The 19,538-nt window shown below is 56.6% G+C and carries 11 protein-coding genes and 1 pseudogene; 6 read left to right on the forward strand and 6 right to left on the reverse strand.

Annotation, left to right across the window (positions count from 1 at the left end; translation table 11 throughout):
• Positions 1 to 12 precede the first annotated feature (12 nt).
• Entirely contained in the window at positions 13 to 177 is a 165-nt protein-coding gene (locus tag HBO09_RS14290; RefSeq protein WP_017528830.1) for a hypothetical protein, read from the forward strand.
• Here the strand turns inward: HBO09_RS14290 and recD are convergent.
• From recD to HBO09_RS14310, 4 genes and pseudogenes are all read right to left on the reverse strand, one after another.
• Positions 165 to 2,258 (reverse strand): exodeoxyribonuclease V subunit alpha, encoded by a 2,094-nt coding sequence (recD, locus tag HBO09_RS14295; protein ID WP_044268683.1) that lies wholly within the window; start codon positions 2,256 to 2,258, stop codon positions 165 to 167. The two genes, HBO09_RS14290 and recD, sit on opposite strands and share 13 nt — an antisense overlap.
• Positions 2,255 to 5,932, reverse strand: a complete 3,678-nt coding sequence (gene recB, locus HBO09_RS14300; protein WP_044268688.1) for an exodeoxyribonuclease V subunit beta — start codon at positions 5,930 to 5,932, stop codon at positions 2,255 to 2,257. The genes recD and recB overlap by 4 nt, the downstream gene beginning before the upstream one ends.
• Positions 5,929 to 9,411 carry an exodeoxyribonuclease V subunit gamma gene (recC, locus tag HBO09_RS14305; RefSeq protein ID WP_153430001.1) on the reverse strand — a complete coding sequence of 1,161 codons (3,483 nt, stop codon included), beginning with the start codon at positions 9,409 to 9,411 and terminating at the stop codon, positions 5,929 to 5,931. Before recC ends, recB begins: the two co-directional genes overlap by 4 nt.
• A 446-nt stretch (positions 9,412 to 9,857) precedes the next feature.
• Positions 9,858 to 10,109 (reverse strand): annotated as a pseudogene (locus HBO09_RS14310) (exodeoxyribonuclease V subunit alpha); the annotation flags it as partial.
• 250 nt (positions 10,110 to 10,359) lie between these two features.
• Here HBO09_RS14310 and HBO09_RS14315 point away from each other — a divergent pair.
• The 5 genes from HBO09_RS14315 (at position 10,360) to radC (ending at position 14,390) form a co-directional block, all read left to right on the forward strand.
• Positions 10,360 to 10,689, forward strand: coding sequence for a hypothetical protein (locus tag HBO09_RS14315; RefSeq protein WP_044268694.1), 330 nt, complete (start codon positions 10,360 to 10,362; stop codon positions 10,687 to 10,689).
• 71 nt (positions 10,690 to 10,760) lie between these two features.
• The gene (locus HBO09_RS14320) at positions 10,761 to 11,729 is read left to right on the forward strand and encodes a DUF932 domain-containing protein (protein WP_044268697.1); all 969 of its coding nucleotides are present in this window, start codon (positions 10,761 to 10,763) and stop codon (positions 11,727 to 11,729) included.
• A 110-nt stretch (positions 11,730 to 11,839) separates the two neighbouring features.
• Positions 11,840 to 12,844 (forward strand): lambda-exonuclease family protein, encoded by a 1,005-nt coding sequence (locus HBO09_RS14325; RefSeq protein WP_044268700.1) that lies wholly within the window; start codon positions 11,840 to 11,842, stop codon positions 12,842 to 12,844.
• Positions 12,845 to 12,920: 76 nt separating this feature from the next.
• Positions 12,921 to 13,838, forward strand: coding sequence for a hypothetical protein (locus tag HBO09_RS14330; protein WP_044268703.1), 918 nt, complete (start codon positions 12,921 to 12,923; stop codon positions 13,836 to 13,838).
• 54 nt (positions 13,839 to 13,892) lie between these two features.
• Entirely contained in the window at positions 13,893 to 14,390 is a 498-nt protein-coding gene (gene radC, locus HBO09_RS14335) for a DNA repair protein RadC (protein ID WP_044268705.1), read from the forward strand.
• A gap of 180 nt (positions 14,391 to 14,570) precedes the next feature.
• Here radC and HBO09_RS14340 read toward each other — a convergent pair whose 3' ends face one another.
• Together HBO09_RS14340 and HBO09_RS14345 are read right to left on the reverse strand one after the other, a co-directional pair.
• Positions 14,571 to 17,621, reverse strand: coding sequence for a DEAD/DEAH box helicase family protein (locus HBO09_RS14340; protein WP_044268707.1), 3,051 nt, complete (start codon positions 17,619 to 17,621; stop codon positions 14,571 to 14,573).
• Between the two features lie 10 nt (positions 17,622 to 17,631).
• Positions 17,632 to 19,521 (reverse strand): site-specific DNA-methyltransferase, encoded by a 1,890-nt coding sequence (locus HBO09_RS14345; protein WP_044268711.1) that lies wholly within the window; start codon positions 19,519 to 19,521, stop codon positions 17,632 to 17,634.
• Positions 19,522 to 19,538: the final 17 nt, after the last annotated feature.

A 19,538-nucleotide genomic window follows, 5' to 3' on the forward strand; every position in this document is an offset into this window, starting at 1 on the left:
GAGGACAGCGCCATGAAAACCTACAAAGCCTTCATGCAACGTGTGGTTGCCACCGCCGGCCCCCAAGCCAACTTCACCATCACGGTTCAAGCGGTGACCTCTGCCATGGCAAAGGTCACCGCTGAAGCCCAGTACCCAGGCTACAAATGCCTGAACGCCCCCACTCAGGTGCGTTGAAGTTTTGCCAGCTCATCTTGCAGTAGCAGCGCCAGCCCACTGGTTCGCTGCACATTGCGACTCACCGCCCCTTCAAATACGCCCGGACTGGCTTCGACTAGGCTGAACCATTGCTTGGCACGAGTGATGGCGGTGTACAACAGCTCCTTGGTCAGCACAGGGTTCAGCGCATCGGGCAATACCAGAGCCGTATGGTTGAACTCCGACCCCTGGGACTTGTGCACCGTCATGGCGAAAACGGTCTCAACCTCCACCAGCCGACTCGGCATCACGAAACGTACGCCGCCGCTGCCATCGTTTCGCGGGAAGGCCACACGTAGAACCCGTTCTGCAGAGGGACCCGGCACCCAGAGAGCAATGCCGATGTCACCATTCATCAAGCTCAGGCTGTAATCATTGCGGGTGACCAGTACCGGTCGCCCTTCGTACCAACCCTGGTCCCCCGACAACAACTCACAGCGGCGCAGTTCGGCGGCCACTCGTTGATTCAGTCCCTCTACACCCCAAGGCCCGCGACGCAGCGCACAGAGCAGACGGAACTCATCAAATGCGCCCAATACTTTGCCAGCCCAGCCCGCCCAGAGGGCACTGTCCCAGGGAGTGTCTTTCGCAGGACGCTGGTCTCGTAGCTGCTCAAGGTAACGGCGATAACCAGGAGCATCGCCTATGCCGTTGATAATCAACTCGGTGAGTGCGGCATCATGCTCGCCTCGCAACTTGAGGTTGAACAGCTGAGGCAATTGCTGATCAAGCAGGCTTCGTGCTTCGGCGGCATTTTTCTCATTGACCAGTTTGGCCAGACGCCCAATGCCCTGCTGGGCGTCGAAGCGTCGGGAGTAGCGCAGCATGACGGTTTGCTGGGCCAGCGGATCGCCAGCACCGACTGCCGTTTGCAACCCCGGAGCGCTGACCGACTCGCCACTGTGGGCTTCCAGCCAGACCACTGTTTGCTCGCTATAGCCGCCGGCTTCAGCGTTGCGACAAAGGTCGCCCAACACGGAGCCTGCATCCACCGATGCCAGCTGATCCTTGTCACCCAACAGGATCAAGCGCGCCTGCCGAGGCAAGGCATCGAGCAGGCAAGCCATCATTTCCAGGTCAATCATCGACGCTTCATCGACCACCAATACATCCAGCTCCAGTGGCTTATCCCGGTGGTGAATGAAGTTGCGCGAATCCGGTCGACTGCCCAACAGACGGTGCAATGTGGAAACATCCGTCGGAATCGCCTCCTGCACCGGGGCGCTGACCGGCAGCTCACGGACGGCCTTGCCAATGGACTCGGACAAGCGTGCTGCTGCCTTGCCGGTGGGGGCGGCGAGACGAATTCGCAGCGGCTTCCCTTCCTCCACGGCCGGTGTTTGCAACAGCCCCAGCAAGCGCACGACCGAGGTGGTCTTGCCGGTGCCGGGGCCGCCGGTGATGACGCTGAAGTTACCTCGTGCCGCCAGCGTACAGGCAATTTTTTGCCAGTCACTACGGCGTTCACCGTTAACTTCGAAGGTGTCAGGGAACAAGGCATCGAGCCGACTGGAAAGTTTTTCCGGTGTTACCGCGTCCACACTCAAACGGGCGCTCAGCGCCTGGGCAATGCTGCGCTCATAGTTCCAGTAACGACGCAGGTACAGACGCTGTCCGGTCAACACCAGCGGCCGCTCCGGGAATCGCTGCGGCTCGTCCCGATCCTCCACCATCGTGCTCAAGCACAACGCCCGGCGCCATTGCGCGACGTCCAGGCCCAGCAACCATTGCGACGGTAATTGGCCGCCCTCCTCCCCTTCAGGAGGTAACGACAACACAAAGTCAGGCGCTTGCAGGGTAGCGACCAGATCCAGGCAGGAATGCCCGCGACCCAGTTGATGACTGGTCATCGCAGCGGCCAGCAACACACTGGCCTGGGCCTGGGGATCCTGTTCAAGTATGAAGGTGGCGAATGAGCAATCCAGTGCGCGCAACCAGCCTTTGTTCACCCAATTGTCGAGTTGATGCAGCAGCTCGCTGCTGTCGGCATCGCCAACGAACAACGGCGGGTGATCAACGTTGCGCTGGCTGTTGCTCAGCTGCTTAAGGGTCTGGCTCATGCGCTGACCTCCGCGTATTGGCCCATGAAGAGTTGGTCCAGTTGTTCAATCAACTGCCGTGGCGGTCGTTCGAAATGCGCACCATGGGTGGGCGCCTGGTGCCCACGGACGAACAGATACACCGCCCCGCCCATGTGCTGTTCGTAGTCATACCCAGCAAGGCGCAGCTTGAGCTGGCGATGCAAGGCCAGCAGGTACAGACACAGCTGCAGGTCGTAACGCTTGTCCAGCATGGTCTCGGCCATCGCCTCGGCGTCGTAGGCTTGGTCGTTGCTGCCCAGCCAGTTGGATTTGTAGTCCGCCACGTAGTAGCGACCCTGATGTTCAAACGTCAGGTCGATGAAGCCTTTGAACATGCCGTTCAACTCATTGGGCGCCAGCACAGGGCGCGGTGCACCACCCAACGTATGTTGGCGCACCAGGGCATCAAGACGCTGAACGTTCACGGAGCGGCTGGAAAACCAGAACTCCATCTCTACTTGATAGGTGCTCAGGGTCGAGAGTTTGCACTGGGTACCGTTGAACCGCAGTGGCGCACTCAGATAGCTGCCAAGCCAAGCGGACAGTGGCTCGATCCAGGTTTCCCAATCGCGCAGGTTGCAGCGTCGGGCAACGGTGTTATGCAGGGTGATCCGATCTCCAGCGGCCTTGGCGAAACCTTCGCGGCCTGCCCACTCGAACAGCCCGTGCAGAAAGGTGCCCGGTCCTGCGCCCCGAGGGAAACCGTGAATCCCGGCCCCTGCAGACAAGGCTTCAGCTTCGTCTTCTTCCTGCAAATTGGCTTCCAGCGCGGTCGCCGGCTCAAGATTGACACCCGGCTGCGCCCCCATCAGGACATTCCCGTCGGAAATGGCCAACGCCGAGTAACTGGCGATCCACCAGTTAGCCGCAAGCTTGTGCAGGGGGCGCAATGCCGGCCCCACCAGCGGTGGCGTTGGCGCCGTATGCACATCGTCGGACGGCACGGGGGCTGCGCACACGTCTATGTCATTGCAGTTCTTTGCGAAAGTCTCGACCACGCCGAGAAGCTCATCGGGCGTGACCTGCTTCTCACCTGCCAACATGTAACCCAGGCCTGTCTTGTGCAAGTGCGTCGTTTTACTTCTGCGATCCGATGCTTGGGCTGCCATGCAAATCCAGGTGGCGTAACGAGCTCGGGTCAAGGCGACGTAGAGCAAGCGCATCTCTTCTCCCATACGCTCATCGTTGGCCCGCAGTTGTGCCGGTTTTGCCGATTCACCTTTTACCAATTCAATCACCAACGAATCATTTTCATCGTGAAACATCGGCGGGGTTTTGCTTTTGCCATCAATCTCCCTTGCGCTACAGGCAAACGGCAGCAGCACCAAGGGGTATTCCAGGCCCTTGGACTTGTGCACGGTGATCACCTTTATCAGGTCCGAATCGCTTTCCAGACGCAGAATTTCTTCTTCGCTCTGACCATCGACCTGCTCGGCCAGATGGCGGATCAGCGCATGCTCGCCATCGAGTTCGGCAGCGCTGCGCTGCAACCATTCGGCCAGATGCAACAGGTTGGTCAGGCGACGCTCACCCTGATCCTCCACAAGCAAACGGGCCGGCACCTTGAACGTGGCCAGCAGCTTTCGCAGCATTGGCAGAACACCTTGTTGCTGCCACAAGACACGCAAATCCCTGAACAACAGCACCTGTTGCTCCCAGAACAACTCATCCTGGTTCAATTGCTCCAGCGTCTGCCATGGCAGCCCGATGCTACGGGTCGCCATCGCCGCTCGCACCAGCCGATCGCTGTTCGGTTGAGCGCAGGCTCGCAGGATATACAGCAGGTCTTTGGCCTCCTCGCTTTCGAAGACCGAGTCCCTGTCAGAGAGATAGACGCTGGCCAGTTGGCGCTGCGCCAGGGCTTTGCGGATGGCTTCGGCTTCCTTGCGATTGCGCACCAGAATGGCGATATCGGCGGGCCGCAAGGCGATGAATTCACCCTTGTCGTTCAGCAAACCGGACCGTTTGATTGCAGCGGGATCGAGCCAGGCCTGAATCGCCGATGCCGAGGCTTCAGCGGCTTTGCGCAAGTACGTGGCGTTATTGATTACGCCCTGGGTTTCCAGATGCCAGAACGTCAGGGCCGTTTGGTCCGTGCCGTTGATCTGCAAAATATCGTCGCGCCCGTTGGCTTGTACGGTGTTGAACGGCACCGGATTGCCCTGATCTTCCTTGGCAAAACGAAACGCTCCACGCGGCTGTGATTCGGCGAACTTGAAGCAGTGGTTGGCTGCATCGACCATCGCCTGGGTGGAGCGATAATTGGTGCCCAGCGTGTAATGACGGCCAGCCGTGGCCTCTCGCGCCTGCAGATAAGTGTAGATATCCGCGCCGCGGAAGGAGTAAATCGCCTGTTTCGGATCGCCGATCAGGAACAGCCCGCAGTCTTCCAGGTTCTCGCAGATGCGGTAGATGGTTTCAAAGATCCGGTATTGAACCGGGTCGGTGTCCTGGAACTCATCGATCAGAGCAACCGGGTACTGCTTGCGAATGGTCTCGGCCAAACGAGGGCCGGACGAGCTCTGCAAGGCGTGGTCAAGGCGATTGAGCAGGTCGTCGAATCCGATTTCAGCTCGGCGGCGCTTTTCTTCATCGAAGCGCTCATGCACTTCATGCAAGGCATGCAGCAGCACCTGCGCCCTGATATCAACCTTGGCGTTACGTTTTTCCAGCCAGGCATCAATGGCCTGTAGCGCCTGATGTTGGGGAACCTTGTCTTTACCAGTGAGCCTCAAGCCGGATTGACTGAACGCCTTTATTTTTTCAGGTGCAGGTTGCCCCCTACTCCACCGCTCCAAGTCGCGCAAGTAGCCATTGAATACATCATCCTGGTCTGCCCCCCTATAGGTACCTCCATGCATCCGGACCCGAACACTCTGCAGTAAGGCCTCTAGGTCGAACTGATGCTGTACCCACAACTGGCGAGCATTACGCTCCAGTTCGCCGACTGTTCCGTACCATTCACCCGGTTCCTGGAGTAATGCCTGCAAAGACCCAGGCGCTTCAAGAGGCTGGGTTTTGTATTGATAAGTCGCGTCCCGGCGTGTCAGCAACGAACCGAGCGCATCCCCCAGCTCCTGAGGGCTTTTGAAACAATCACCGATCGATCGCGCCTGCTCCACCGGCAACTCATAGAAATGCCGGCGCCAATAATCCCTGACCACCTCGGCCAGTAACTCGCTCTGGTCGGTTTCCAGTGTCTGGGTGAACAGGCTGCCACTGTCGAAGGCATGCTCACGCAGCATCCGATAACACCAGCCGTGAATGGTCGAGACGGCGGCCTCATCCATCCACTCCCCGGCCAATTGCAAGCGTCGAGCGCAGTCAGGCCACTGCTCCGTTGGGTATTCGTCACGCAGTTGCTGCAGCAACTTGTCATGTTTGCGATCCGGTTCCAGAAAGCACTGCGCCGCTTCGGTCAAGCGCGCACGAATACGGTCGCGCAGTTCCTGAGTGGCGGCGTCCGTAAACGTCACCACCAGGATTTGCGGCGGCGTAAGCGGTGCCTTGAATGCGTTTTCGCCGCCATGCCCCAGCACCAGACGCACATAAAGCAAAGCGATCGTGAAGGTTTTGCCCGTGCCGGCACTGGCCTCGATCAATCGGCTGCCATGCAATGGAAAGTCTAGGGGGTTGAGATTAACTGGGCTCATTGGTCGCTCCCTGCGTGGCTGGAAGAAAGGTGTTTGAACAGTCCGCCATACAACCGCTTGGACCATGTGCCAAAATCACCGCAAGCACATAGCTGGTCAAAGTCCGCGTAGGCGCGGCGCAAGGCGAAGGAGCTCTCTGCTTCTCCGGTGCGCTTGTAGCCACCCTCGAATGTCTCACGGGCCTTGTCCGAGGCCGCGTCTTTGTCTTCGCCATTCGCCCCCGCTTCCTCAAGCCATGCGAATGCGCTTTTGCAGGCGACCGGCAGCGGTTCACGCATGCCCGCCACCCAGGCGTCGAGCAGCGATTGCAACTGCGCCTGCGCCTCTTGCGCGGGCATTGGCCGGAACACCACATCACCGTTCAAACTGACCAGAATCGTGGTGCAGCCCAAACCGCTCAGCTGCAACGCCAGATGTCGCACCCAGGGTCGAACCAGGTTGTGCCAGCGCCAACTGTCGTCGTTGCACAGTTTCTTGCTGTCGAGTTGCAAGTACACCCGCTCACCTTGGGCATTACAGCGAATGCCGCCCAACCAGTCATTCAATCCCGGTGTCGATTCGCACGCGGCAATCGTGGCGGCAGTCTGGCCGTCCTCGATTTCAGGCCATGCCTGCAGCTGCGCGTGGTAACGCTCCAGCATGTCCGGTAGAGGCTCGGCCAATGCCGATGCGCTCAAGGTTCCGAAGCCACCCAGCGGCAACTTGCCTTCGCGCTGCAATCGCTGAACGTGCCGATCGAGCTCGGCCACCGCGTTCTCGGGCCGGTAATCTTCTTCAACCCAGCGCTTGAGCGCCTGGCTGAGCCGGTCCTGGTGCTGCCAGTTTTCGAGGCCGTCGAGCTGAAAGGTTTCGTCGTCGCGGCCGGTCAATTCGTCATTGTCGAAATTGACCTTGAGCCGTTGCTGGAAGAATGCCCCGACGGGATCACGGACAAACCCGGCCAGTTGGCGCAGGGTCAACGGCGTGTCTTGAGCGAGCGATGGCAACAAACCGGCCGATGGTTGCCCGGCTTGTGAATCATGCACTTCGCGCCACTCGTGAGAATACGTGAACAGCCCGTCGGGCCCGGGTTTATTGGCAAAGTAGGCAGGGCTGAAAGGCTGGAGCGGATGTTCCTGAGTCAATGCATGGAGCAGCGCATCAGGCGTCGCATCGGGCTGCGCCAAACGCCAGCCACTGGCCAGATGATCGCGCAGTTGACCGATCAAAACCGAAGGTACGCGCTCGCTGTTGTCGCGAATATTGCGACCGACCCAACTGACGTACAGTTGTTCCCGGGCCGATAACAGCGCCTCAAGCAACAGGTAACGATCATCCTCGCGCCGCGAGCGATCGCCCGGACGGTAATCGTTGCGCATCAGATCAAAATCTACAGGCGGTTGTTGGCGCGGGTAGTCGCCATCGTTCATGCCCAGCAGGCACACCACCTTGAATGGAATGGCACGCATCGGCATCAGCGTGCAGAAGTTCACCGCGCCGGCAAGAAACCGTTGTGACAAGCCGCCCTCTTCAATGCCGGCCATCCAGGTTTCATGCATCACACTCAGCGGCAGCGGTTCGTCGAACTGCGCGGACTCACATGTGCGCAACCAGTCGTCGAGCAACTTGAGCAGTTGGTTGACCAACAAATCTTCGCCATCACCCACCGGCCGGAAGAACACTTTCAGCAGCGATTGCAGACGCTCAACCCAGAGTACCGGTGTGGCTGGCTGTTGCAGGTCTTCGCGGGCAATTTCCAGGTGATCGAGCAAGGTCAACAGCGGCCCGGCCAAGGCGGCTTCCAGTCCCGACACTTCATCGTACGGCTCGATGCCATTCAGCTCAGGTCCCTGGCCGGTCGCGTAGCCCAGCAACATGCGACGCATGCCGAAGCGCCAGGTGTTTTGTTCCAGGCCCGCCGGCATGTCCAGGCTCTCGCGCTGCTGCGCATCGAGTCCCCAGCGCACACCGGCACCGTCGATCCAACGCTGCAGAATCGGCACATCCGCTTCCTTGATACCGAAGCGCGTGCGCAGCGCCGGTACGTCCAGCAGGTCGAGAATATCGCTGACGGCAAAGCGGCTTTGCGGCAGTTCAAGCAGGTGTTCGAGGGCGATCAGCAAGGGCTGGCGCCCACGCTGTCCCTGGTCGGCCAGGGTAAAGGGCAGATAACGAGGATCATGACGCGGCACCTGACCGAACACGGCCTCGATATGCGGTGCATACGCATTGATGTCCGGCACCATCACAATCACATCGCGCGGGCTTAGCCCAGGATTGGCACTGAAGCGAGCAAGCAACTGATCGTGCAGCACCTCCACTTCGCGCTGGGCACTGTGGACCACGTGAAAGCGCACGGAGCGATCCTGTGCCACGTCGACCGGGGCCCACACTTCGCGAGTTTCAGCCAAAGGACGCAATTCAAGAATGTCGCTTTGCAATTGACCTAGGAGGCTTGAAGGTGGCTCGTCATTGAACAGGTCGATACGCCCGCCGTTTAGGCCCTCGAAAAGGTGTCGATAACTCGCTGGCTCGTCATAGTGGTCGAGCAAATTGATGTAGTCGCGACCTTGCTTACCCCAAGCGGCGAGCAATGGCTGGCCATGTTGGCTCGCCACCATAGAAGCACTTCTGTTTGGCTGACGGCGATAGGCATGGCCCAACAAGTCTTTGTCAGCGACGATATCGCCCCAGTGATGGCGACAAGGGTTGTGCACGCACAGCAACACCTGGCTGTAGCGCGAGAGTATGGCCAAGGCTTCCAAAACCTGTGCCGGCATAGATGAAATGCCAAACACCACCACACGCCGAGGCAACCCAGCCGGGGCCTCCCCTGCTTCACGCAGACGTGCGACAAAGCGCTTGTGAACACCGGCGCGGCTCTGCTCAAGAGCGCCCTCGCCAACATCCGCCAATACTTCACGCCACAGCTCCGCTTGCCACAGGTTGTCGGGATCCAGCGGTTTCACACCGCCTTTGATGTGCTTTAGCTGATCACGCCCGGCCGCCCAGTCCTCCAGCCAGTCGGCGCGATAGACCTGATACTGATCAAACAGGTCCGCCAGCCGCTCGGAAAGCTGATGGCGCTTGCGCTGATCGTCATCCCCCTGGAGGAAACGCCGCAAGCTGCTGAAATGGGTTTTGTCGAGCAATTGAGGCAACAAACGCATTAGCCGCCAACTCAGCGCGGTCTTGTCCAGCGGCGAAGACTCGGGGGTTGTCTCTACCCCCAGGACAGACCTGTAGGCCTGCCACAGAAAACGCGCGGGAAGTTGCACATCCAATGCGGCAGCAATACCGCAGCCACCGTGATCAGGATCTTCGGCCAGCGCCAGCTTCAACCATTGGGCAATGCCGTTGCTGTGCACCAGCACGACTTCATTTTCCAATGGGGCTAATGGGTAGCGCTGCATCCAGCTCACAGCGAGCTCACGCAAATCGTCCAGACGATTGCCGTGAATGATCATGAAGCCGGGCTTCAACGAGTCCGCATCCTGCATAAACGCTTCCCTCAGGTTTGAACGGGCAGCTCTGCAGTACAGAGCAGCAAAAGGCCATCACTTTAAAACGATATGGTTACACGCCACCAGCCCGAAGAAGGTCAGCACAACCATCCACCGGAGCCGAGCATAGGTTGCCCAAGGAGGAGAGCAAATGCTGGGTGTTTGCACAGGTCAACTTCCCACGCACATACCCAACCGTTTCTGCTTAGACGACAGTTAGAAAGAAATGAAAAGGCGTAAACATCTGTGCTGTTTGTTGACAGTCCACGGGGTTCATCACCACTCACTTGAGCCTGCCCCCATGAAAACCTACCTAACCTTCATGCAACGTGTAGTTACTACCGCCGGCCCTCAAGCCAACTTCACCATTACCGTACAAGCAGTGAGCTCAGCCATGGCTGGCCAAGGTCACTGCCGAAGCGCAGTATCCCGGTTACAAGTGTTCAATGCCCCACACAGGTTCGCTGATGCTTTTCCAGCTCAGCCAGCAATTGCAGCGCCAGCCCGCCGGTATGCTGCACATTGTGAATCACGGCACCTTGCCTCGGCCGGGCCTCGACCAGGCTGAACCAGCCCTTGGCTCGTGTAATTACGGTGTATAAAAGCTACTTGGTCAGCGCGGGATTCAGCACATCAGGCAATTCCAACGCGGTATGGCTGAGTTCCGAGCTTTGAGACTTGTGCACCATCATCGCAACCTGCAGACAGGTTGTCGCGTGGATACCAAATTCTTCATCGGCATGGGCGATTCGACTTAGAAAAAACCAAATCACTTGCTCCAAGACAGTTTTTTCGAGACGAGACGCTCCCTAATTCGATCTGAATTCAGTTCAAAAAAATTTCAAACCTATATCACCTCGATGAACACCCTACCGTATTGACTGCGGCAGGGAATTTGGCGTGCCTGCTTTTGGCTGAGCACGCTCATCATTGGAGGATTTGCGAATGTATGCCCCCTGCCCTAGCTGCAACTCTGGACATGTCGTCACGAAAAATATCGGTAAACAAGCGGGTGGATTAGTTGGGGTCGCCGGCGGTGCAGCCAGTGGAGCCGCCGGAGCCTTATCGGCGGCGGAAGCCGGTGCGGTAATCGGTGTGGTCGGTGGGCCGGTCGGGATCACTATTGGCAGTATTGCTGGAGCGATTTTGGGTGGTCTGGTCGGCGGGGTCGCCGGTGGGATTGCCGGCGCCACGCTGGGTGAACAAATGGATGACAAGGTACTAAACAACTTCCAGTGCCTAGAGTGCGGTTACAGCTTCAGCGTCAATCGTTAAGTCGTTGTGAACAGGCGCCGTGCCTCACTGAAAAGGCGCCGTCTCCCCTTTATTCGCAAGGAAACATTCCCATGGCACACCTGATCGAACAAATGGCTTACGTCGGCTCTACTCCCTGGCATGGTCTGGGCAGTCGCCTTTCCGAGAAGCAACCGCTGGAAATCTGGCAACGCGAAGCCGGCATGGATTGGAAGATTCAAGAAAGCCCAGTTCACTTCAAGGCTGACAGCATCGGCCCATTGGGAACCATCCACTCGTTCCCGGAACAAAAAGTGCTTTACCGCTCCGATACCAAGGCACCGCTCTCCGTCGTGTCCAACCGGTACCAAATCGTACAACCGCGTGAGGTCCTGGAGTTCTACCGAGATCTGACTGAAGTATCCGGCTACGAGCTGGAAACGGCGGGCGTGCTGAAAGGTGGTCGCAAGTTTTGGGCGTTGGCACGTACCGGACAAACGGCCGAATTGAAAGGCCATGACCAGGTAAACGGCTACCTATTATTGGCCACCTCCTGCGATGGAACCCTAGCCACCACAGCGACGCCAACCACGGTTCGGGTGGTCTGCAACAACACCCTGACCATCGCTCTTGATGGTACGACCCGTGCGATCAAAGTGCCTCATAACACCCGCTTTGATCCGCAAGTGGTGAAAAAGCAGTTGGGCATCGCCGTTTCGCAATGGGATGAGTTTATGTGCCGGATGCGGAATTTGGCTGAACGCAAAGTGCAGTGGCATGAGGCAATGGGTTTCTTCATGAACGTGCTGTGTGACGTCTCCCCACACAGCACGTTGCCGGAAGTCCTCCCCAACGAACGGGCGCTGCGTAGAGTCCAAGAACTGTACGAAGGCCAAGGTCGCGGCGCAACGCTGGAATCATCTCGCGGAACGGCCTGGGGCTTGCTCAACGCTGTCACCGAGTACGTCGACCATGAACGACGGGCTCGGAGTAATGAGTACCGCATGGACTCGGCCTGGTTCGGCCAAGGGGCTGCGATCAAACAGCGTGCCTTGAGCGCAGCCCTTCAGCTCGCCGCCTAGTGGGGTTACTCGCGGTTACTTTCGGCTCGTACGTCTCGTTCCTGTCACCTATTAAAACGCCTGATCAGCTTGCTGCTGGTCAGGCGTTTTTTATGCATTAGGAAATACTCATGGCCTCTCAAACACTACCAAAAACGACCGTAAAAACCCGGCCAGCGTTACGCTTGGTTGGCACCAAACAACTGCCGCGTGAAGATTGGCTGGCGGTACGTAAAGGCGGCATAGGCAGCTCGGATGCAGCCGCCGCTGTCGGCCTCAACCCTTATAAGTCCCAGTTGGAACTGTGGCTGGAAAAAACCGGACGCGATGCCTCCTTGCCCAAGATCGATCCTCAGGACGAGGAGAGTCCGGCGTACTGGGGCAACATCCTCGAACCCATCGTCGCCTGGCATTACAGCAAGCGCAGTAACAATCGAGTGCGGCGAATCAATGCCGTGCTGCAGCATCCCGATCCAAAACTGCCCTGGATGCTGGCCAACATCGACCGTGAGGTCATCGGCACCGACGATGTACAGATCCTTGAATGCAAAACGGCCGGCATCAACGGCGCACGCCTCTGGAAAGAGGGCGTGCCGGAGTATGTGCAGTTGCAAGTGATGCACCAGCTGGCGGTAACTGGCAAGCAGGCGGCCGATGTCGCAGTGCTGCTCGGTGGTCAGCACCTAGAGATCCATCGCATCGAACGGGACGCGTCAATGATTGCGCGATTGATCGACCTGGAGCGGTTGTTCTGGGATTACGTAGTCAGCGACACCCCACCACCGGCCGACGGTACGGCCTCCGCCGAGGCGGCATTGCGCTGCCTCTACCCCGAGGACAATGGCCAGACCCTAGACTTCAGCCAGCACACAGAGCTGGCCACCACCTACCTGGAGCTCAAGGCTATCCGCCAGAGCATTGCCCTGCAGGGGACGCGTGAGGCCCAGCTCAAACAAGTCCTGCAGCAGGCCATGGGTGCAGCCACCCGTGCGGAGTTTGCCGAGGGCTGCATCAGCTGGAAGAAGTCCAAGGACAGCATTGGTCTGGATGTCGAACAGATGCTCAAGGACAAACCCTACCTGCAGGCCCGCTATAGCAAGACCCGCGAAGGAAGTCGCCGTTTTCTGATTGCCTGAAGCCCCCCCTCACTCAAGCCACCCGGACCGCTCACGTCCCGGTGGCTTTTTTATTTTCAGATGCAGGAGAACCATCATGCTCAAAGGTTTAGCCATCACCCCGCCGGTACTCGGGCGCATTTCCATCGGCAAGGTTGTCGAGAAAAACGGCAAGCGCCTGCCGGAGAAAGACGATCAGTTCACCCTCACCTCCCAGGTACAAAGCCGCGACGGCTGGTTGTTGCACCCGCTCAATGAGGAATTACGCAACGGCCAGGACGGCAAGCTGCGCAGCATTCCGATCCGTTTACTGTTCAACGAGCCGGATCTGAATTTTCGTGCGGACTACAGCTTGTTCGACCGTAATACCGGTCGGCCGCTGTGCGTCGGCAATGGTGAAACTTGCAAGCGTTTGACCAAGGACGGAATCCAGTCGCTGCCCTGTCCGTCACCGGATGGGTGTTCACTCGCTCAAGGCAATGCCTGCAAGCCTTACGGCCGACTGAACGTGGTGATTGGCGATGACGATCCGCTGGGCAGCTTCGTCTTTCGCACCACGGGCTACAACAGCATCCGCACCCTGGCAGCGCGTCTGCATTACCTGCAAGCCATCTCCGGCAATCGCCTGGCCTGTCTGCCGTTGGAGCTGCGTCTACGCGGTAAGTCCACTCGGCAAAGCCACGGTACACCGATCTTCTACGTGGACATCACGGTACGCAGTGGGTTGATCCTGGAAGACGCGTTGCTGGAAGCCAAACAGCGGGAACAAACCAGACAAGCCTCCGGCTTTGACCAGAGCGCCTTGGATATCGCGGCCCGCCAGGGCTTTAAAAATGGAGCCTTTGAAGACAGCGAAGAGGACACCGGCGCCATCGTCGAGGAATTTTTCCCCGTCATTGAGGATCAGCCCGGCCTTGTAGCCCACCAAGTCCAACTGACAGCGCCTGCCAAACCCTCACTCGCTCAAAAGCTGGATTCGCAAGCCACGCGGCACACCAGCAAGCCCACAGTTTAGTAACCCCCTCTCGACATTCCCAGCGTTCTCACGCATTCGTATAGGAATACCCGCATGAAATATCACAAGCTCAGAGCCGGTGAAGAAACCGGCACCTATGTCATGGACTCTCCGGTTACCGAAGCCGACATCCTGCAGATGGCGCAACAACTTGCGATGAGTCGTCTGTCTAAAGGTCGAGCACTGACTGAGCCAAGACACGTATTCAGTCATCTGCAAACACTGCTGCAGTACCATGAATACGAAGTCTTTGCTGTGCTGCTACTCGACAGCAAACACCGGGTGATTGGTTTCAGGGAGCTATTCAGAGGCACACTGGACGGTGCCAGTGTGTATCCACGGGAAGTGGTCAAGATCGCTCTGGAGCATAATGCGGCAGCGGTGATCTTGGTGCACAACCATCCCTCTGGCGATCCGGAGCCCAGCCAAGCCGATCGCACGCTGACTACCACCCTCAAGAACGCCCTCGACATGATCGGCACCCGGATATTGGATCATGTGGTGGTGGGCTGTGAAGGCTGCGTATCGCTGGCCGAACGAGGTTATTTGTAATCCCTAATTTTTCGCTTATGGGCATCAAACAACATCTCGTGGCCTTGGCTGGGATAAAAGAAAAGTCCTGTTTGAGCAACCCTTTAGCGGCTCAAAACAGGACTTTCTTTTTTTTGTCAGGACTACCCTGATAAGCAACAGATCATTTTTGAGTTAGACCCGATTGGACGTAGATCCTGCTTACTTCACCAGCTCCATCAGCCTCCCGAAGCTGTTCACCACATCGTACTTGACGTTCTCGGGAGCGTACTTCCTATTGATCTCGTCGAAAAACTTCCGTGCACATTCGATTTTGGTAGCCTCAATCGGACGCAAATCCATTGATGACATTGAGCCCTTAGTTTCAGCCACAAAGTACACATGCTTGATCGCTCCTTCCTTGAACGAAATTGCCCAGTCTGGGTTGTAATCGCCAACCGGCGTGGGGATCAGGAAGCCGCGCGGTAACTTGGCGTACACGACCACGTCGGTACACGTGTCCAGCTCTTTCACAAACTCGCGCTCGATACCGGAGTCGGTGATTACGTAGTCGTAGATGTGACGGTTGAGCTTGTCACCGGCCTTACTGAAGTCCTGCTTGGTCTGACCAGAGGTGAAGATATCCAAATCAAACTTGTCCTCAACGGGGTCGTAGGCCAAGTGCTCAATGATCATCGTCGCCTTCTGCTCATTGATCAGTCGAATTGCTTCGGCGATGAAGCTTTCAGGATTGGTACGAAACTGCGCAAATACCGCAACACTGATACCCTTAAGGATGTCCGCCGTCGTGCGTCGCGTCAGTTGCGTACCCTCGGCAACCTTACCAATGAGGTCGTACTTCACCGTTGAATGAATTGATTGCTTGTCGTACTCGACAGTTGTTTCAGAAACCTTGAAACCATCACCACTCTTCAGCGCATCGGCAGTCACCTGATCGATCTGCTCACCTTTCTGGATCGTGTACTGCAAGGGCGTCACCCCTAGGCTCTTGTCCAGCTCCTTGACCGCTTTCTTGACCAGTTCCGCGGAATCAAAGTCCACACTGTAGGCTGCCTTGCGATTGATTCGACTCCACAGCTCCTTAAATTCCTGTTTGTCGAAGTTGCTATTGAGTGGATTCTTCTTTGGCCGACGGTCGTCGCTGATCTCAAACATCTGACCGTCGCTGAAGACGCTATCAATCAACTGGTATACCTGCTCCGCATGAGCCTGCAGTTCCGGGGGTAGCGGAGCCAGGGTACCTTCCTTCTTGGCGTCGTGGTACGCGCCTGTAATGCGGTCCGCATCGTCGCTGTAGTCGTTCTTGAGCAGGTACTTGTAGATCTGCTTGGCCAGCTGCGGCGTGACTTCAATATCGCCAGTCGGGGTCTTGAGCACCTTGCCGGTGAAATAGGCTTCGTCGGCGACCTTAGGGCGTGCCGACAAGGACTCGCTGATGTCTTTCTGCAGCGCAGATACGAAGTCCTTGTAGCTCTCGCTCGCAACCACGGTCAATACGTTTACGTCATGGACGATGGCGGGGTGATCCATTCGGTCGCCGCTCTGATTAACGGACAAGCGCAAACCACGGCCTACTTCCTGCCGCCGCGAAATGGTGTTGTCGCTATGCTTGAGCGCACAAATGACGAACACGTTAGGATTGTCCCAGCCTTCACGCAAAGCGGAGTGCGAAAAGATAAAACGCACTGGCTCGTCGAATGACAGCAAGCGCTCCTTGTCCTTCAGGATCAGATCGTAGGCATCCACATCATTGGACAGCCCTGCGTTTTCTCCGCGTTTCTCCACATCGGGATCGGCCAGCCGCTTGGTCTTCTTGTCGATGGAGAAGTAGCCGCAGTGCGTCCTGCCTGCATCGATACCCTTCAGGTACTTGATGTACGGCGTTTCATCCAGGTCCAGCACCTCGTTCAGGTATTGGTGGTATTCCTCTTCGAAGATACGTGCGTAGTCGCCTTTCTCGTCCGCTGCCGAGTAATCGCGGTACTTGGCCACTTCATCGATGAAGAACAAGGTCAACACCTTGATGCCTTGGTGGAATAGGGCCAGCTCTTTATCGAAGTGCGCCTTGATGGCTTCCCGAATCTGGATGCGACGCAGTGCCGCTTCGTTCACGTCGCCATCGGCCTCTCCAACAAACAGCTCAACCCCGTTGGTGAAACTCAAGGTATCGGTGTTGGCATTTATGTCCGCGACCACATAGCCGCGGTACTGCTCCAACTCGTTTGAAAAGCCGTCAGAGAAGAGGTTGTCGCCCTTGGAGAGCTTGCGCACCACGCGCTTGATCTCGCCACTCTTCAGCTTCTGCTCGAACTCAACGCGCGCCTCCGGGGGCTTCTTGCTCGAAATCTCAATGGACTGCAAGTACAGATAAGCATTGGTACCGGCCAAGCCCTTAACCGAAATGCCACGCACGGCAATCTTCTTCACCAGTTTCTGGTTGTAGGCGTCCAGCGCATCCAGCCGATGGATCTTGTTGTGCGGGGTCTTGTGGGTGGCCGAGTAGCGCAGCACCATCAAGGGCTTGAAGTTCACCAGCGAGTCGAGGGTCTTGCCGCCTTCCATCTTCTGAGGTTCATCCAGAATCAGGATAGGCCGGTTCGCCGCAATCACATCAATAGGTTTGCGCGATTGGAACTCATCCAACTTTTCGTAAATGCGTCGGTTGTCCTTTCCAGTGGCATTAAACGCCTGCACGTTGATCACCATCACGTTGATTCCCGCGTCCGACGAGAAGTTCTCCAGGTGGTGCAACTGCTTGGAGTTGTAGATGAAGAAGCGCGCCTTCTTGTGGTAAGTCTCCAGAAAGTGTTCAGCCGTAATTTCCAGAGACTTGGCCACGCCTTCGCGGATGGCAATGCTGGGCACCACGATGATGAACTTGCTCCAACCGTACTGCTTGTTCAGCTCGAATATAGTTTTGATGTAGCAATAGGTCTTGCCGGTGCCAGTCTCCATCTCGATGTCGAAATTGACCTTGCTGACTTTAGTCTTCACCATTTCGGACGACTGCGGCAGGTTCTGTTGATGCTGAACCTGGGTGACGTTCTCCAGCAGCGCAATATCTGACAGCTTCAGGTCGGCGTTCTTGAATCCCCCCTCCGCAAACAGATCTTCGACGCCCTTCTTAGCCTTGCCCGGGTCGATGCGGTAGCTGATGGCCTCCACCGACGCAGTTGGTTGACCTTTAAAGCATTCGACCACGGCTTGCACCGCCGCCGTCTGATAAGACTGCATCTTGAATTTAAGTTTCATCGCGCGCCCCTTAGATGCATTTGACTTCGGTGGCGGGCGACAACAGCTTGAAAATCTGCTCGACGTTGATCTTGGCGGCGCTATCCTTGTAGCCTGCGTCGCGGAACACCACACGAAGCGGCTGCTGCTTGGCTAATTCTTTCACGAAGGCTTCGTCGACGCTGCCGCTGGCGTCGAAGCATGCGGCAAGCACATTGCCATCGACAAAGAATACATCCTTGCCTTGGATGGACTGCTTGGCAATCGGCAAGGTTAGATCGACACCCCAGTCCAGCATCACTTGGAACAGCAGATCCTCGGGGTTACGATCGGACTTGATGTTGTCGACAAACAAATCAAGGTTGCCTTTATCGATTGAATCTGGCGAGTAATACACATCAGCCATATTCGAAGTGTCAACCTTTAACACCCGGATGCCGGCGTCTTTGCTCCAGTCGTCGTGGCATGCTCCTTCAAGAACTTTTTGGCCTGCGCGGCGGATACGTTCTTTACTGATTTCCGCGATGGTTTTATATCCAGCTTTGAAGGCCTCGGACTTCTCATCGGTTGAATCATCAATTTGAACCATAATGTACTTACGGTTGCCACCATCCTTAGCATTCGATTTCAGCGTCGCATGCGCTGTCGTGCATGACCCGGCAAAGAAATCAAGAACAATATCGCCACGGTCCTTCTTCGTCGCTATTTCAATTACTCGCTCGATGAGGGCTGTCGGTTTCGGCGTGTCAAAAAGCTTTGGCTTCTTGAATAGTTCAAGCAGTTCATTCGACGCATCCTCATTACTTCCTACCTCATCGAAACCCCAATATGTAGGGACCGTTTGTCCTTCAGACTCAGATAGAAATTGCTTAACCCGAGGTACATTATCTCCACCAAGGCCAAACCAGATACGCTTATCCGCCTTGAGCGCATCAAAGGTTTTCTCGATAAGCCCCCACGAACGTCCTTCGGGAGGGCCGAGTTCTCTACCGCTAGGTAGCGTTACCTTGAAGAATTGATCCTTGGTCGCCCTCCCGATCATTCCCGTCATATCTACTGAAGCCCAAGGACCCCGCGGGTCATTATCTGGGTTCGTAAATGATGCACGCCGTTTTTCGCTGAGCGACATCTTTCCAATACTGTCCTTCGGATTATCCCCGTTCCTTACATACGCAAGGATGTAGTCATGAACACTACCGATTGTCGAGCGGGCATCAGGTGATGCTTTCTTTCGCCAGATGATACTGCCCAGAAAGTTAGACTCACCGAACACTTCATCAAGAATCCTTTTGAGATTATCTCGTTCGTGATCATCAATAGAAACAAATATGGCCCCGTTTTCTTTCAACAGGTTTCTGGCAAGTCGAAGCCGTGAATACATCATTGATAGCCAATCGGAATGAAACCTTCCATTGCTTTCGCTATTGACAACTAGCCTCCCCCCCACACTATCGACTTGATTTGATCGAATCAGAAATTCATTGGTATTTTCTGCATAGTCATCCGAATAAACAAAGTCACTACCTGTGTTGTAAGGTGGATCGATGTAAATCAACTTGACCTTTCCAAGGTAGGTTTCCTGCAGCAGCTTCAACGCTTCAAGATTGTCGCCTTCGATAAAGAGATTCTGCGTGGCATCAAAGTTTTCGCTTTCTTCTCGCGCCGGGCGCAAGGTTTTAGCGATAGGTGAATTCGCGCTCAACATCGCCTCGCGCTTACCTGGCCAGTTCAGGTGGTAGCGCTCTTGAGGGCCTTCGACTATGGAATCAGCCAACTCTTGCCGCAGTTGGTCAAAATCCACCGTCAGCTTCACTGCGCCATCCTCACCCTTGGCTTCGGTGACGCAGTTCGGGAACAACTCACGAATGCGGGCGATGTTGTCCTGCGTGAGATTGGGCGAGTGCATTTTTAGTTTTTCCATGTTTTTTCCTCTAGCAG

Origin of the sequence: Pseudomonas sp. WS 5027 (assembly GCF_012985695.1) — a bacterium.
Taxonomy (GTDB): domain Bacteria; phylum Pseudomonadota; class Gammaproteobacteria; order Pseudomonadales; family Pseudomonadaceae; genus Aquipseudomonas; species Aquipseudomonas hygromyciniae.